The organism is Serratia grimesii (assembly GCF_900186025.1).
Lineage (GTDB): Bacteria > Pseudomonadota > Gammaproteobacteria > Enterobacterales > Enterobacteriaceae > Serratia > Serratia grimesii.
In genome coordinates, this window is record NZ_LT883155.1 from 1,390,296 (window position 1) to 1,404,457 (window position 14,162).

Genomic DNA, 14,162 nt, shown 5'->3' on the forward strand with positions numbered 1-14,162 from the left:
CTCATCTCCTGATCTTGACTGATTTTTTGGCTTTGCGGTCGAGTGACCTTTTGCCGTCTGGCGAGTAAGATACCGTCAATCACATTGATAGAAAAAGTCAGGAGCTGTCAGTTTTACTGACAGGTAATGCAATGAACTTTTCCAGCGATAATATTGAGCTGTTTTTGGCAGTACTGGATCGCGGTTCGTTTTCCGCTGCTGCACGTGCGCTGCGGCGTGTACCTTCTGCGGTCAGCATGGGGATCGCTAACATGGAAGCGGAATTGGGGTTTCAATTGTTTGATCGTTCGCACCGTGAACCAGTGCCAACGCCGTTGGCATTGGCGTTGGCACCGCATGCGCGGCTGATTGCCGACCAACTTAAACAGTTACAGAACCATGCCATCGAATTATCGCAAGGGTTAGAGAGCACGTTATCGATCGGTGTCGCCTCGGATATCAATAGCGACGGCCTGCTGGCGGCGATCAAAACGCTGGCGGAACGTTATCCATTGTTGAATATCGAAGTGCTGACTGCCCCGCAGGACGATGTGGTGCATATGCTGCATCAGGGCAGAGTTGGCGTCTGCCTGGCGTTTGGTGGGCTGAATATCAACAGCCAGGAGCAGTTTCATTTCGTTGGTGCGGAATCGTTGGTTGCCACTCTTTCACCACTGCATCCATCGCTGAACGGCGTGGCGGATGAGCTGTTTCTCGAGGATTTGGTCAACGTGCGGCAAATTATGGTGGCCAGTCGTGACCTGCCTATTGCCGACCTGCGCCCACGGGTGGCGGAGTCTTACTGGCGCACCGACAGCCTGCCGATGGCGCTGAGTATGGTTGAGGCCGGTTTGGGTTGGGGAAATTTCCCGTTATCGTTGACCGCCCCCTTACTAGCACAGGGGCGACTCATCCGGTTGAAGTTCAAAAATACCAAAAATGAACTGCGTTTGCCGATGCATCTGATCTGGTTAAAAAGCCGACCGCTGGATAAGGCTGCCGGTGAACTGGTCGCGCTGATGCGTGATATGTCGCAAACAGAATAATTCCCGCTATCGCATTGCTTTTATTTTCATCGCTGCGCTACTTTGAGCAATGGGATTTCAGGGGGGCGCAGAGAATATGATGAGCGAAACGGCATTATCGGTCTTAAGCATTAGCGGGGCGATTACGCTCGGAGCGATGAGCCCAGGGCAAAGCTTTATACTGGTCGCACGTACCGCCGTGGCCTCTTCGCGCCGCGACGGTATGGCGGTTGCGTTAGGCATGGGCGTGGGCTGTTTTATCTTTGCCTTGATCGCTCTGCTGGGGCTGCAATCACTGTTGTTGGCACTGCCGTGGCTCTACACCACGCTAAAGGTGCTGGGTGGGGCTTACCTTATCTATCTGGCTTGTAAAATGCTACGTGGGGCTCGGCAGCCGCTGAATGTGGAAGCGGTCGGTGAGCAACATCTGGGGTTTCGCAAGGCGTTTACCATCGGCTTGCTGACTCAGTTGGGTAACCCCAACACCGCCATTGTATTTGGCAGCGTGTTTGCCGCGTTGCTCAGCCATAAAATCTCACCGGTAATGTACGTCGTGCTGCCAGTGATCGCGCTGACGATCGATGTATTGTGGTATGCCTTCGTGGCGTTTGTTTTGTCGTCGCCGCGCCCGCGCCGCACTTATCTGCGTTTTAAAGCCTGGTTCGACCGACTGGGAGGCGGGGTACTGGCGCTGCTCGGCCTTAAGCTGATGCTGAACCGATAAGCTCCCTGGATAATTGAAGCTGCAGGTGTACTGACTGCACCTCCAATTATTTTGGGGACAACCTTAGTCGGCATGGCGGCGGCGCCACCAAAATCGTAGCAACAGGATGACGGCGACCACCAATGCGCAAAACAGCACGCTGGTGAGCCGTTTGTCGAAGCCGGAAATAAAGCGAGCAATCGCCTCACCACCGAAATACCCCAACAGTACAAAGATCGTTGCCCACAGGATGGCGCCCAGAATGTTTAGCGGCACAAAGCGTGACGGCGGCAACTTGCTGGCTCCAATCAATACGGGCCCGATAATGCGGAAACCATACATAAAACGGACGCCAATCACGAACAACATCGGGTGACGAGCAATCAGTTTCCTGGCACGTTCGATACGTTTTTCCTGGCTTTTCATGCGTGAAATCACCCGACCACCAAAGTGGCGGCCGAGGAAAAATAACACCTGATCCCCCAGCGTGCCGCCCAATGCCACGACTGCAATTACCCAGGGTAAATGCAACAGTCCCTGATGCGCGGCAATGCCACCCAGCAGCGTGATAGTCTCGCCTTCGGCCAGGCAGCCGATAAACAACGCCCAATAGCCGTAGTCCGTAATATAGTGGGCTAAATCCGCCATCCTGATTCCCTATGTCTATAACACATAAGGTTTAGTATACGCCCTGTGGATTAACCGTGGGCGGCAATCTGCGCCACCAGTGCCTGACGTTGTTGCAGACTGTCAGCCATTTGTGCCTGAACGCGTGCCAGAATATGCGCAGGTGCCAGTTCCGGTGTCCCCCCGAGGAACGGAGGCGCCGGCGCGTATTCCAGATACAGCTGAATCATCTGCGCGGTTTCCTCATCATGCAACTCGGCGATCAACGCCAGGGCAAAGTCGATGCCGGCGGTCACGCCACCGCCACTGATCACGTTGCCGTCGCGTTCTACCCGTTCGTGGCTGGGGATGGCACCAAACAGCGACAGACTGTCGCGCATTGTCCAGTGACAGGCTGCACGTTTACCCTTCAGTAGACCGGCCGCCGCCAGGATCAGCGAGCCGGTGCAGACTGAGGTCAGATACCGGGCGCCCAGCCCTAGACGGCTGATCTGGCGCATAAAGTCGTCATTCTGTAGAGCCTGGGTGCAACCGGCGCCGCCGGGTACACACAGCACGTCGCAATGAGTCACGTCTTCCAGCGTTTGCAATTGGGTAAAGTGCAGTCCTTCAGCACTGATATCTGCGCCACCGACTGAGGCAACGACAATCTCTGCGCCCGGCATGTGCCGTAAAAACTGCAATGGGCCGGTAAAATCGAGTTGGGTGACGCCCTGATAGATCGGAAAAACAATCACTAACGGTTCAGACATGATATTAGCCTCAGTTTTGTTATTTAACTTGGCTCATAATAGTCGCCCTGTTTTTGTCTTGTATGACATATAACCCTCAAAAAGCGCCATGATGAAAAATATCGGCTTTGTAGTTTTCCCCGGTTTTAACCTGCTGGACTTTGCCGGGCCATTGGCAGCGTTTGATAACGCTAATCAGTTTACGGCGGAGCCGGTTTATCGCTGCCTACCGTTATCAGAGTTGGGGGGCAGCGTGACAAGCTCATCGGGTGTGGAAGTGCTCACGCACCCATTCGATGAGGGGCACTTTGATACCTTGTTGATTGCGGGGGGCAGCGGTAATGTCGTCGCAACACAGTCTGCGACGTTGTTGGCGTTTTTGCATCGGCAAAGCCAACAGGTACGGCGGATGGCCAGTGTGTGCACGGGGGCATTTATTCTGGCCGCGGCAGGGTTGCTGGACGGTAAGCGAGCGACGACCCATTGGTACCATGCAGCACGTTTGCAGCAGAGTTATCCGCGCATTCGCGTTGACAGTAATCGCATTTATATCCGCGACGGGACGATATGGACTTCAGCAGGGATCACTGCTGGCATCGATCTGGCGTTGGCAATGGTTGAGGAAGATCTCGGCAGCGAACTGGCGGCCAACGTGGCGCGACAACTGGTGGTATACCACCGCCGTCCGGGAGGTCAGTCGCAGTATTCGCTGTTGCTGGAGTTGAACCCGTCTTCAGACCGTATTCGCAGCGCGCTTTCTTATGCTCGCGAGCATCTGCATCAACCCCTGACAGTGGCGGGGTTGGCTGATGCTGCCTGCCTGAGTGAGCGTCAATTTGGACGCCTGTTCCGTGCAGAAACCGGGCAGACGCCGGCCAAAGTGATTGAGCAATTACGGGTTGAGGCGGCCAGAATGCGGATTGAAGCGGGCAGTGAAGCGCTGGAGTCTATTGCCCGCTCTGTTGGTTTTAGCGATCCCGAGCGTATGCGGCGGGCCTTTATTCGCGTCTTTGGCCTATCGCCACAGGCGATTAAGCGCCTGAGCCGTTCCGGTTAAATCATCCTGCCACGCCCTGGTGGCGTGGCGCAGTAGAGGAGTGAAAGATGTATCAGAATTTTGAGAGCGAACTGGACTGGGCGATGCGCCATATGCCACGCACCCGGGCGGCGGTAGCTGCGCTGCCGGATTTAAGCGGCGTGCGGCTGGCGTGCAACATGCATCTGGATCTGAAAATGGCACCGCTGGTGGCGGGCCTGCTGGACAAAGGGGCGGCAATCTATTTGACCACCTGCAACCCGACCACGGTACAGGACGACGTGGTTGCCTGGCTGGAGCGTCGCGGTGCCGAGGCCCACGCCTGGCGGGACATGAGCGATGCCGACTGGTCCGAATCTTTCGACCGCGCATTGGCCTGGACGCCGACTCACCTGTGTGAAATGGGGGCGGATCTGACCACCCGCCTGCACCAGTCAACCGACGGACCGCAGATTATCGCGGGGCTGGAAGCGACGGGCTCTGGCATTAGCCGGTTGAACGGCATGGCACCGCGTTATCCCATTTTCAACTGGGATGACCTGCCAGTGAAAGAAGGGCTGCATAATCGCCATATGGTCGGTTTGACCGCGTGGCACACGTTCTTCCAGACGACTCATCTGACGCTGCATGAAAAATGCGTATTGGTGATTGGTTATGGTCTGGTTGGGCAGGGCGTAGCAGCGTCGGCGAAAGCCTATGGCGGGCAGGTCATTGTGGCGGAAATCGACCCGGCACGCGCACTGCAAGCACGTTACGATGGTTGGGCCGTGGTCGATTTGGCTAGCGCAGTCAGTCAAGCTGATGTCATTGCCACTGCCACAGGGGCTAAAAACGTCTTGTCGGCGCAACATCTGCGGCAGGTGAAGGATGGCGTATTTATTCTTAACGTCGGCCATGTGACCGCGGAAATTGACGTCGACTTCTTGCAGAACCTGCCACACAGTGAGCCTATGCCGTTTGTGAATGCCTACCAACTGGATGATAAAACAGTTTATTTGCTGGCTAATGGTTCGATGTTCAATCTGACGGCGGGCTACGGTGACAGCCTGAATGCCTTTGATGTGACGTTGGCGGTGATGGCCGCGGGCATTGGTCATATCGTTGGCGAAGGTGCTCGTCAGGCGCCCGGTTTGTACCTGTTACCACAGTCGGCTTGGCAATCGGCACTGTAACTTTTTCATCGCGGGCGCTCATCCCAGAGCGCTCGCGGTTTGCGCAATTTTCTGTCCGACAGAATTTGTCACAAATCGGCTCGCATAATCCCAGTGCCAACTTAAGATCCCTCACATATAATTCGGCAAAATAAGACCTTCATCTTCTTCAGTGACAGAGTAATGCATGTGAAAATACGTGTTTTGGTACTAACCCTGCTCGCTTTGCAGGCAGGAGCAGGCATCGCGCCGCGTGCGCTGGCCAGCGAAAATAATGCCGTCACCCGTGCTGCCGAACCTGAATTGGCTTCCGGTAGTGCGATGGTCGTGGATATGCAGACCCACAAGGTGATGTATGCGCGCAATCCTGATGAAGTGGTGCCGATCGCCTCCATCACGAAGCTGATGACCGCAATGGTGACCCTGGATGCTCATTTACCGATGGATGAAATGCTGTCGGTGGATATTCACCAGACACCGGAGATGAAAGGGGTTTATTCGCGCGTCCGCCTGAACAGTGAAATCAGCCGTAAAGATATGCTGTTGCTGGCGCTGATGTCGTCGGAGAACCGTGCGGCGGCCAGCCTGGCGCACCATTATCCTGGCGGTTATGGCGCTTTCATCAAAGCGATGAATGCCAAGGCTAAATCACTGGGCATGACCAATACACGCTATGTGGAGCCGACCGGATTGTCGATTCATAACGTGTCGACGGCACGTGACTTGACCAAGCTGTTAATTGCGACCAAGCAATATCCGCTGATTGGCCAGCTCAGTACCACCACTGAACGTATGGCGACGTTCAAGGACCCAAACTATACGCTGCCATTCCGAAACACCAACCATCTGGTGTATAACCCGAAATGGAACATTCAGCTGACCAAAACAGGATTCACGAATGAAGCAGGGCATTGCCTGGCGATGCGCACTGTGATTGGCAGCCGTTCGGTGTCGCTGGTGGTGTTAGACGCTTTCGGCAAATATACCCACTTTGCTGATGCTAACCGTCTGCGCAGTTGGATTGAAACCGGTAAAGTGACGCCGATCCCGGCCGCTGCCCGTGACTATCGCCGTCAGAAAGACGCCCGTCTGGCGAAAAACGAAACCGAGTAATCTGTTCTCCGGCCTGTGGAGCCCTTCTGCAGGCCATTATCGTCCCTCTGGGCGTCTGATCACAAAGCCACGCTCACGATCGCCATCAAACCCGGCACGCAGATACAGCTGATGTGCTCCAGTACGTTGCTGACCAGAGAGCAACATCACCTTGTAGCATCTTTTCCGCCAGGCCAATTGCAGCGTGTATTCGAGCATCGTTAATGCAATACCTTGCCCGCGATGCGATTGGGCCGTGACCACGTGCTCAATGATGCCGAAGGGTTGCGCTTGATGTACCAACCCCGGCACCATGGCTAGCATGCAGGTTGCTATGGGTTGTTCATCAACGGCACTCACGACCAGACGAATTGCCGGATTGTCCAGCAGACGTTGCAATGCACGTTGCGCATTGTCTGGGCGCAACGGTTGATCTTGTGGGCGCAATTCCTGATACAGTGCCAGCAGGCTGGCAAGATCGTTCAACTGGGCCAGACGGTGGGTGATGGTCATTTTTCCTCCTTTCAACCGTCGCGGCGGCTTATCCATCCGCTATCATCAATTAATACCATATCGCACGCAAAGGGAGCATCTAATGAGCAACGTTTCCACCTTTGTTATGTTTCAGGGTGACGCCCAACAGGCTATTGATCTTTATAGCGAACTGTTCCCCGGTTTCCGGGTTCAGCAGGTGCAGCATTATGATGAACACGATTCGGGGCCACGACGGGTCAAGTATGCGGCTATCGATTTTGAACGGCATAATCTGGTTTTTACCGACAGCCCTGTCAGCCACGATTTCAGCTTTACCCCTGCGGTGTCGTTGCACGTTAATCTTGCTACCGACGCGGAACTGGAGCGGATTTTTGCCCGTTTGGCAGAGGGTGGTGAGGTCCTGATGCCGATCGATGATTATGGTTTTAGTGCCCGTTTTGGCTGGCTGAATGACCGCTTTGGCTTGTCCTGGCAGTTGAATGTGCCGGCAGGTGATTTGGGCCGATAACCTTCAAGGTTAACCTGCTTTTGAACAAGCCACGCGTTAACAGGGGGTTTTCAGCCATCACCCCATACCCATTGATGGGCGTTTAACACTATGCTAAACGGATAATGACCAATGACGTTGAAAAGGATGGATCACTTTGGCCGGAAGTAGCTTACTGACTTTAATTGATGATATCGCCTCATTGTTGGACGATGTCTCGTTGATGACCAAAATGGCGGCGAAAAAAACTGCCGGGGTGCTGGGGGACGATCTGGCGTTGAATGCTCAACAGGTGTCTGGGGTAAAAGCCGACCGCGAGCTGCCGGTAGTGTGGAGTGTTGCCAAAGGGTCGTTTATCAATAAAGCGATCTTGGTGCCGCTGGCGTTATTGATCAGTGCATTCGCACCTTGGGCGATCACACCGCTGTTGATGGTGGGTGGTGCCTACTTATGCTACGAAGGTTTTGAGAAGGTGTTTCATAGCCTGACCCACAGCAAACAAGCGGGTGAAGAGAAAAAAGAAGCGCTGGACGCCAACGAGGACGTGGTGACCTATGAGAAACGGAAGGTAAAAGGCGCGATCCGCACCGATTTTGTGCTCTCTGCAGAGATTATCGCCATTACATTGGGCACCGTGGCTGGCGCGACTTTCAGCCAGCAGGTGATCGTACTCTGTGGTATTGCGATTGTAATGACGGTGGGGGTTTACGGCATCGTGGCGGGCATCGTTAAACTCGATGATCTGGGGCTATATCTGAGCCGAAAAAGCAGCGAACTGGTGCGTGCGATAGGCAATGGGATTGTCAGTGCTGCGCCTTATTTGATGAAGACCCTGTCCGTTGTCGGTACCATCGCCATGTTTATGGTCGGGGGCGGTATTTTGACCCACGGCTTGCCGCCTGTGCATCATTTGTTTGAAGACTGGGCATCTTACGCCACCGTGGTACCAACCTTCGGTCAGATCCTAAAGGGCGTTATTCCTGCCTTACTCAATGTGGTGTTTGGCCTGGTTGCTGGCGGTGTAGTGCTGTTGGTGGTTTCTGCGCTGGGTGCGATTCGGGGTCGTTTAAAGGCCTAAATAAATCCCGCGCCTCTGGGCGCGGGGGAATTTAAAAGATCAGTTTGAAAACGCCGGTGATGGTGAGTAGGCCAACGATAAAGATAATGGCGACAATCCACAGAATGATTTTCATTCGTCTCTCCCAATTGATTTGAATGATGGCGCAGGTTTCCGCTAACCTGATGAAATCATTATTTACTGTAGTTGATAATCCACAAATTGCCTGCCGCGTTGCCTATTTGGGGGGATTAGCGTCACCTGCACCCAACGTACGCTGCATGATATGGGTGTCGCGCCACTCGCCCAACTTAAAACCTACCGCCTTTAATGTGCCCACGCTGGTAAAGCCCAGTTTCTGATGCAAGGCCAGCGAGCCATGATTATCCTTGGCATTACCAACGGTCGCTAGCATTTGACGCCAGGGGCCAAGCTCGCAGCGGGCGATCAGTGCGGTTAACAATGCTTTGCCGATACCCTTCCCCTGCTGACCCTCGGCGATATAGACAGAGTTCTCCACAGTAAACCGGTAGGCTGGGCGTGGTCGATAAGGCGTGGCATAGCAATAACCGACCACGAGGTTTGCCTGCCTGGCGATCAGCCAGGGTAAGCCCGCTTCCTGCACCTTGCTGAGACGCAGCTTCATTTCTTCCAATGTCGGGGGGATTTCTTCAAATGACGCTGCGCCGTACAACACATGATGCGTGTAAATCTGTAACACTGCAGCCATGTCGTCTGGCGTAGCGTCGACGAGCGTCAGTGGAGGAACTGGCGGCATAGAGATACCTGTTTACCTTGAAAAATAAGAAGATAAACACATTATGCACTGTGCTCGCCGACAAGGTAAATTGGGCTTTCTTATATTGAAGATAAGAAAAACCTATGGCTAACCTATGGCCGAACGGCGTGGTATAAAACGCATGAATACGCCCGAAGCCAGTAGCACCCCGAGGATCACCCAGGCTGCACCGGTTAACTGCCAAACATTAGGGGCAGTACCTGTGATTGTTGCCACCAGCATGGTGAAAACAGGCGACAGATTAAAGAAAATCGCGGTGCGTACCGAACCTATTTTTTCCAGCCCATTGAACCAGAGCAAGTAGGCCAGCAGTGACCCACACAGTGCCAGATAAACCACGGCGGCATGTACGCTAAGGCTGGCTGAGGCCAGGTTTTGCAGTGGATTCTCGAAGATAAGTCCCAGTGGCAGCAGGACCAATGTGCCGAACAGCATTGAATAACTGGTGGTTTCGATGGCAGTGGCATTACGTACCATACGACGGGTACCAACCATATTCAGTGCCCAGGCCAGGCTACCGAGTAAAATAATGCCATCGCCGGGGCTAACCTCTAGCCGCAGCAGTGTTTGAATATGGCCTTTGGTGATAACCAACACCACACCGATAAAACCAGCCAGCAGACCGGCGATGCGTGATCCGTTCAGTTTTTCATTTTCCCAAATTACGCCAAAGACCAATGTCCACAACGGTGTCGTGGCGAGGATCAGTGCGCCATTGACCGGTGTGGTGGACTGCAGACCGAAAAAGGTGCACAGATTGAAGATCGTGAAGCCCAGTACGCCCAGTCCTAAATAAGCCAGCCAGTTGCTTTTCAGCGTACTGAGGCGCAGTTGCCCGCGCAGGCCGAAGAATACGAACAACGCGAGCGTTGCCAAACTGAAACGCTCGATAGAGGCGGTAATCGGTAACTGATGGGCGATGATATAGGCACCCGCATTAAAGTTGGTGCCCCAGAAAAAGGTGGCGACAATGACACCCAGATAGGCCAGCGGCAGTGAGGTTTTCATCATGGTTTCCTGTGGTGATAAAATAAACAGAAAACAGTTTGCGCTCTAACCCTTTGCGTTAATATTCCCTATATGTTCACTTTTGATGTGAGAAAATGCCCATGTTCAATTGGGAAGATTTGCACTATTTCATGGTGTTCGCGCAGGAAAAATCGCTGTCGGGTGCTGCTCGCAGTTTGAAAGTAGATCACGCCACCGTCGCCCGACGTATTGCCAGCCTGGAAACCTCGTTGGCGTTAAAATTGGTGGATCGTCGCCCGCGCAGCTACTTGCTGACTGTCGACGGGCAACGCATCGCCGCGCAGGGTGACAGCATGACCCTCAACGCTTTTGCGGTCAGCCGTGCCGCACTCAGTGGGCGACAGGGCATTGCGGGGGTTGTGACGCTAAGCGTACCACCCGTAATGGGACTGAAGCTGATCGCGCCGCGTATTGCTCAGTTACAGCAGCGTTATCCAGATTTACAGCTGATCTTGCTGGCGGACACGGCCAACGTCTCGCTGTTGCGTGGGGAAGCGGACATTGCCATTCGCCTCAGTCGCGCCAGTGAAAGTGATCTGGTTACCAGAAAGATTGGCACCGTTGAGTTTGGTCTGTATGCCAATGCGGGATATTTGCAGGCAACGCCGGAGGTGCAATGGGGGTTTATCGGTTATCACGACTCGCGGGCGGCGTCGGTCCAACAAAAATGGTTGCTGGAACAGGCTGGCGGGCGATCGCTGGTAATACGCAGTAACGACTTGATGATTCAGGCCGCAGCTGCGCAGGCGGGGGCGGGTATTGCACTGTTACCGCATTTTGTCGGACAGGAACTGGGGCTGGAACGTCTGGCGGGAACGCGTTCGCTTCAGCGCGAGATTTGGCAAACGGTGCATGACGATATCCGCCACGCACCGGGCATTGCCGCCGTGACGGCATTTTTATTGGACTGCTATGCGGACGTTACGGGTATTACTCGGCTGGTGGACACTGTCGGTTGAATGGTGACTAACCACGCATCAGTTGTGCTACTGCCTGCTGCAAATAACGTAACAGCGGTGGTGTCAGCCAGGTACCTTCAACCAAGGTAGGTTCCCGTTCCATTGCCTGGCGGATTTTCATTTGAGTGGCAGGGTTGGTCCCCGCATAGGATTGAAACAGTTCAAGCCATTGGGCCGCCAGGCTTTTCGCTTGTTCAGATTCCGGCGGTACACCCTTATTTAATGCTTGATGGAACTGGGCGATCAGCACCGGCCATTCCTGCAGACGGGTGAAATAATGCTGACGAACATAGGCGTATTCTTCTTCCGACAGGTATTTTTGGTAAATGGATAGTTTGGTTTCGGCAAATGCGCGAGTGACATAATCAGTCATTGTCGGCGTGATGCCCGTTTGTTCGCGTATTGATGGCTCATCGGCATGCATGGTATTTAACCGAGTGAGAAATGCCGGGTTGTTTGCGGTATCGCGTTCAAGCATCTGCATCCAACGTCGGGACAGATCCTGCGCCTGCTGTGCTTGTGGTTCGACGCCGTTTTCGATCAGCGTGCGAATGCCGCTGACCAGTTCACCCCATTCCCTGTTGCGTGTTGGGCTGGCCTGGTAGAAGGGCAGTTGTGCCAGCTCGTCTGCGGTAAAATATTTATCGTACATGGTCATTAACTCCAACGTAGTCAGCCAGTCGTTCAACTCAGGTTCATCCCCGATGCAGAGCTGCGCATGCATCTGCTGTAAACGATCGCGCAGTGCGGCGGTCTGCACCAGTTGCCGATTCAGCATGGTGATTTGCTGCTCAATCACGGTGGTGAGGGCCATCCCTGAACGTGCCAGAATTGCCCCGATTTCATCCAGTGTCACCCCCATTCGGCGCAATGCCTGAATATGGTGCAGGCGAGTGATGTCGGCCCGGTTATATAAGCGATACCCGGCGTCGGAACGCGCAGAAGGAACCAGCAAACCAATGCTGTCGTAGTAATGTAGCGTTCTGACGGTGATCCCGGAACGGCGGGCCAGTTTGCCAACTTTCAGTAACATGAAGTGTGCTCCTCCCTTGTGCGTGCAGAAATACTAAAGCCTGACGTAGCGTGAGGGTCAAGGGGGAGGATGGGGATATTTTCGAGGGAAAGATTGCGGATTCTGCGCAGAGAACCCGCAATTGAAATTAACGGCTGGATTACCAGCCTTTTACCGCACCGCCGTTAAAGATTTTTTCGGCGGCCTTGGCCACTTCATCCGACTCGTAGGCTTTGATGAAGTTTTGCACGTTAGGCGCATCTTTATTGTCTTCACGCGTCACTATGATGTTGGTGTACGGTGAATTCTTGTCTTCGATAAAGATGCCATCCTTGGTGGGGGTCAGACCGGTCTGGTTGATGTAAGTGGTGCTGATGACAGCCACGGTGACTTTGGGATCGTCCAGCACCTGAGGCAATTGCGCCCCTTCCAGTTCCATAATCTTATAGTTGTGCGGGTTGGCGCTGATATCCAACGACGTTGGCAGTAGCCCTTTGCCCGGTTTCAGCGTAATTAAGCCGGTTTTCTCCAGCAGGAGCAGTGCTCGCCCGAGGTTGGTGGGATCCAGAGGGATGGCAATGATCGCCCCGTCCTGCAACTCTTTCAGTGATTTGATTTTCTTTGAATAACCGGCCATGGGAAACACGAAGGTATTTCCAACCGCGACCAGTTTATACCCGTGATCTTTATTCTGTTGTTCGAGGAATGGACGGTGTTGGAATACGTTAGCATCCAGCTCACCCTTATCGGTCGCGTCGTTGGGCAGCAGTGAACCGCTGAACCCCACCAGCTCAACGTCCAGCCCATATTTGTCTTTGGCTACCTGTTTGGCAACCTCCGCTACGTCCTGCTCTGCGCCGTTGATTACCCCGACCTTGATATGATTCTGATCGGTTTTTTGCTCACAGCCCTGAAGCGCCAGTACGGCGGCGAACGCTGCCAGCAGAGGGGTATAACGCCACGTCTTGGTCATCAAATTCTCCCTGAAAAGAACAATAAAATCAGTTGGTTTTGTACTGCTAGCTAAGCCTGAACCTGCGGGGAAGTCAAACGCTTGCTCAGCACAAAGATTTATAGCTAATAACAGGAAGTTTTATTGTGCGCCATTATTTGGCGCGCAAAACCACAATGCCTGGCGTGGCCAGCACGTAATCCATGAAGGGCGAGTCCACCACCTGCATATTTTCTTTGCGTGAAGAAGCATTACGTAGCACGGGGCCATTTTCGGTCATAATATAGATGCCGGTATGGGTAACGTCGAGACCGGCCAGATTGGTGTAAATACCGATGTAATCACCGGTGTGTAACTGAGCCAACACCTGATCGTCAATAAAATCGCTGGGCAGGTAAGTGATGCTGCGCTGCACGTTAGCCAGCCCCGGTAGATAACTGCTGCCGTCTGACTTTTCGTTCAGATTTTTCACCAGTGTTACCGTGTGCGGGCTGAGTGTGGCGGTAATATCCGTCACGTTGGTTTTAGCTTGATGCGACCAGTCGGTGAAGAAGTGTTTACGTTGCAGAAAGTTAATATCGCCGTTGGCATAGCGGATGTGGATCAGCCGTTGGACAAAGTCTGCCTGGCTGTTTGCCTGGCTCAGCGCATCGACATAATCGATATAGGTGAAGCAATCCAGACCGCGGAAGTCGATCACCAGCTTTTCCGGCGTATCCTGCGAACCAATCAGCATATTGGCAACGTAGGGTGTACCGAGGAATGGCTGGGATAGCAGGCTGATCATACGCCCGTTATCCTTTTGCACCTCTGCTGGCACGGCAGCGCGAAGGGCGAGAAGCTGATTGAGTTTGTCTAACGTAAGATTGTCCATGCTGGCCTTGAAATCTGCAGGTGGGCTGGTGGTGGGTTCGGATGTTTGTCCAACAGGAATTTTATCTGCACAGCCGCTAAGCGCAATAGCCAATATCAATGTGACAACCTTGTACATTTTACCCTCCAATGGTTTCGGCCCGTTATCATGGAAA

Annotated in this window: 17 protein-coding genes; 8 read left to right on the forward strand and 9 right to left on the reverse strand. The window is 53.6% G+C overall.

Annotation, left to right across the window (positions count from 1 at the left end):
* The first annotated feature begins 131 nt into the window (after positions 1 to 131).
* Together SGBXF1_RS06490 and SGBXF1_RS06495 are read left to right on the forward strand one after the other, a co-directional pair.
* Positions 132 to 1,025: a LysR family transcriptional regulator gene (locus SGBXF1_RS06490; RefSeq protein WP_186428005.1), complete on the forward strand. Its 894-nt coding sequence runs from the start codon at positions 132 to 134 to the stop codon at positions 1,023 to 1,025.
* A gap of 79 nt (positions 1,026 to 1,104) precedes the next feature.
* Positions 1,105 to 1,728, forward strand: coding sequence for a LysE family translocator (locus SGBXF1_RS06495; protein WP_186428471.1), 624 nt, complete (start codon positions 1,105 to 1,107; stop codon positions 1,726 to 1,728).
* 63 nt (positions 1,729 to 1,791) lie between these two features.
* Here the strand turns inward: SGBXF1_RS06495 and SGBXF1_RS06500 are convergent, their stop codons facing one another.
* Positions 1,792 to 2,355 (reverse strand): DedA family protein, encoded by a 564-nt coding sequence (locus tag SGBXF1_RS06500; RefSeq protein ID WP_037421494.1) that lies wholly within the window; start codon positions 2,353 to 2,355, stop codon positions 1,792 to 1,794.
* Between the two features lie 50 nt (positions 2,356 to 2,405).
* Positions 2,406 to 3,086 (reverse strand): DJ-1/PfpI family protein, encoded by a 681-nt coding sequence (locus SGBXF1_RS06505; protein ID WP_186428006.1) that lies wholly within the window; start codon positions 3,084 to 3,086, stop codon positions 2,406 to 2,408.
* 91 nt (positions 3,087 to 3,177) lie between these two features.
* On the opposite strand from SGBXF1_RS06505, the gene SGBXF1_RS06510 reads away from it, so the two are divergent.
* The 3 genes from SGBXF1_RS06510 to pbpG all read left to right on the forward strand — a co-directional run bounded on the left by SGBXF1_RS06510 (position 3,178) and on the right by pbpG (position 6,365).
* Positions 3,178 to 4,122 (forward strand): GlxA family transcriptional regulator, encoded by a 945-nt coding sequence (locus SGBXF1_RS06510; RefSeq protein WP_186428472.1) that lies wholly within the window; start codon positions 3,178 to 3,180, stop codon positions 4,120 to 4,122.
* A 47-nt stretch (positions 4,123 to 4,169) separates the two neighbouring features.
* Positions 4,170 to 5,273 carry an adenosylhomocysteinase gene (locus SGBXF1_RS06515; RefSeq protein WP_037421503.1) on the forward strand — a complete coding sequence of 368 codons (1,104 nt, stop codon included), beginning with the start codon at positions 4,170 to 4,172 and terminating at the stop codon, positions 5,271 to 5,273.
* Between the two features lie 162 nt (positions 5,274 to 5,435).
* Positions 5,436 to 6,365, forward strand: a complete 930-nt coding sequence (gene pbpG / locus SGBXF1_RS06520; protein ID WP_037421505.1) for a D-alanyl-D-alanine endopeptidase — start codon at positions 5,436 to 5,438, stop codon at positions 6,363 to 6,365.
* Positions 6,366 to 6,401: 36 nt separating this feature from the next.
* Here the strand turns inward: pbpG and SGBXF1_RS06525 are convergent, their stop codons facing one another.
* Entirely contained in the window at positions 6,402 to 6,857 is a 456-nt protein-coding gene (locus SGBXF1_RS06525; RefSeq protein ID WP_186428007.1) for a GNAT family N-acetyltransferase, read from the reverse strand.
* Positions 6,858 to 6,939: 82 nt separating this feature from the next.
* Between SGBXF1_RS06525 and SGBXF1_RS06530 the strand changes: the two genes are divergently transcribed.
* Entirely contained in the window at positions 6,940 to 7,347 is a 408-nt protein-coding gene (locus SGBXF1_RS06530) for a VOC family protein (RefSeq protein ID WP_061806940.1), read from the forward strand.
* A 136-nt stretch (positions 7,348 to 7,483) separates the two neighbouring features.
* Complete coding sequence (locus SGBXF1_RS06535) at positions 7,484 to 8,404, forward strand: DUF808 domain-containing protein (protein WP_037421515.1); 921 nt, start codon at positions 7,484 to 7,486, stop codon at positions 8,402 to 8,404.
* A 31-nt stretch (positions 8,405 to 8,435) separates the two neighbouring features.
* Here the strand turns inward: SGBXF1_RS06535 and SGBXF1_RS24060 are convergent, their stop codons facing one another.
* The 3 genes from SGBXF1_RS24060 to SGBXF1_RS06545 form a co-directional block, all read right to left on the reverse strand.
* Positions 8,436 to 8,519 (reverse strand): small membrane protein YohP, encoded by an 84-nt coding sequence (locus SGBXF1_RS24060; protein WP_020825765.1) that lies wholly within the window; start codon positions 8,517 to 8,519, stop codon positions 8,436 to 8,438.
* A 102-nt stretch (positions 8,520 to 8,621) separates the two neighbouring features.
* Positions 8,622 to 9,161, reverse strand: coding sequence for a GNAT family N-acetyltransferase (locus tag SGBXF1_RS06540; protein ID WP_037421518.1), 540 nt, complete (start codon positions 9,159 to 9,161; stop codon positions 8,622 to 8,624).
* A gap of 108 nt (positions 9,162 to 9,269) precedes the next feature.
* On the reverse strand, positions 9,270 to 10,193 hold the full coding sequence (locus SGBXF1_RS06545) for a DMT family transporter (RefSeq protein WP_238321008.1): 924 nt from the start codon (positions 10,191 to 10,193) through the stop codon (positions 9,270 to 9,272).
* 98 nt (positions 10,194 to 10,291) lie between these two features.
* Here SGBXF1_RS06545 and SGBXF1_RS06550 point away from each other — a divergent pair, with 98 nt between their 5' ends.
* On the forward strand, positions 10,292 to 11,170 hold the full coding sequence (locus SGBXF1_RS06550) for a LysR family transcriptional regulator (RefSeq protein ID WP_186428008.1): 879 nt from the start codon (positions 10,292 to 10,294) through the stop codon (positions 11,168 to 11,170).
* Between the two features lie 7 nt (positions 11,171 to 11,177).
* Here SGBXF1_RS06550 and SGBXF1_RS06555 read toward each other — a convergent pair whose 3' ends face one another.
* The 3 genes from SGBXF1_RS06555 to SGBXF1_RS06565 all read right to left on the reverse strand — a co-directional run bounded on the left by SGBXF1_RS06555 (position 11,178) and on the right by SGBXF1_RS06565 (position 14,125).
* Complete coding sequence (locus tag SGBXF1_RS06555; protein WP_186428009.1) at positions 11,178 to 12,203, reverse strand: MerR family transcriptional regulator; 1,026 nt, start codon at positions 12,201 to 12,203, stop codon at positions 11,178 to 11,180.
* A 139-nt stretch (positions 12,204 to 12,342) separates the two neighbouring features.
* A complete protein-coding gene (locus SGBXF1_RS06560; protein ID WP_037421527.1) occupies positions 12,343 to 13,155 on the reverse strand; it encodes a MetQ/NlpA family lipoprotein in 813 nt (270 codons plus the stop codon).
* A 133-nt stretch (positions 13,156 to 13,288) separates the two neighbouring features.
* Positions 13,289 to 14,125, reverse strand: a complete 837-nt coding sequence (locus tag SGBXF1_RS06565) for a DUF1460 domain-containing protein (RefSeq protein ID WP_061806945.1) — start codon at positions 14,123 to 14,125, stop codon at positions 13,289 to 13,291.
* Positions 14,126 to 14,162: the final 37 nt, after the last annotated feature.

Excerpts from the sequence above, each read along its gene's own strand:
- SGBXF1_RS06490 (WP_186428005.1), top strand. The coding sequence starts at position 132 with ATGAACTTTTCCAGCGATAATATTGAGCTGTTTTTGGCAGTACTGGAT.
- SGBXF1_RS06495 (WP_186428471.1), top strand. The coding sequence starts at position 1,105 with ATGAGCGAAACGGCATTATCGGTCTTAAGCATTAGCGGGGCGATTACG.
- SGBXF1_RS06500 (WP_037421494.1), bottom strand. The coding sequence starts at position 2,355 with ATGGCGGATTTAGCCCACTATATTACGGACTACGGCTATTGGGCGTTG.
- SGBXF1_RS06505 (WP_186428006.1), bottom strand. The coding sequence starts at position 3,086 with ATGTCTGAACCGTTAGTGATTGTTTTTCCGATCTATCAGGGCGTCACC.
- SGBXF1_RS06510 (WP_186428472.1), top strand. The coding sequence starts at position 3,178 with ATGAAAAATATCGGCTTTGTAGTTTTCCCCGGTTTTAACCTGCTGGAC.
- SGBXF1_RS06515 (WP_037421503.1), top strand. The coding sequence starts at position 4,170 with ATGTATCAGAATTTTGAGAGCGAACTGGACTGGGCGATGCGCCATATG.
- pbpG (WP_037421505.1), top strand. The coding sequence starts at position 5,436 with ATGCATGTGAAAATACGTGTTTTGGTACTAACCCTGCTCGCTTTGCAG.
- SGBXF1_RS06525 (WP_186428007.1), bottom strand. The coding sequence starts at position 6,857 with ATGACCATCACCCACCGTCTGGCCCAGTTGAACGATCTTGCCAGCCTG.
- SGBXF1_RS06530 (WP_061806940.1), top strand. The coding sequence starts at position 6,940 with ATGAGCAACGTTTCCACCTTTGTTATGTTTCAGGGTGACGCCCAACAG.
- SGBXF1_RS24060 (WP_020825765.1), bottom strand. The coding sequence starts at position 8,519 with ATGAAAATCATTCTGTGGATTGTCGCCATTATCTTTATCGTTGGCCTA.
- SGBXF1_RS06540 (WP_037421518.1), bottom strand. The coding sequence starts at position 9,161 with ATGCCGCCAGTTCCTCCACTGACGCTCGTCGACGCTACGCCAGACGAC.
- SGBXF1_RS06545 (WP_238321008.1), bottom strand. The coding sequence starts at position 10,193 with ATGATGAAAACCTCACTGCCGCTGGCCTATCTGGGTGTCATTGTCGCC.
- SGBXF1_RS06550 (WP_186428008.1), top strand. The coding sequence starts at position 10,292 with ATGTTCAATTGGGAAGATTTGCACTATTTCATGGTGTTCGCGCAGGAA.
- SGBXF1_RS06555 (WP_186428009.1), bottom strand. The coding sequence starts at position 12,203 with ATGTTACTGAAAGTTGGCAAACTGGCCCGCCGTTCCGGGATCACCGTC.
- SGBXF1_RS06560 (WP_037421527.1), bottom strand. The coding sequence starts at position 13,155 with ATGACCAAGACGTGGCGTTATACCCCTCTGCTGGCAGCGTTCGCCGCC.
- SGBXF1_RS06565 (WP_061806945.1), bottom strand. The coding sequence starts at position 14,125 with ATGTACAAGGTTGTCACATTGATATTGGCTATTGCGCTTAGCGGCTGT.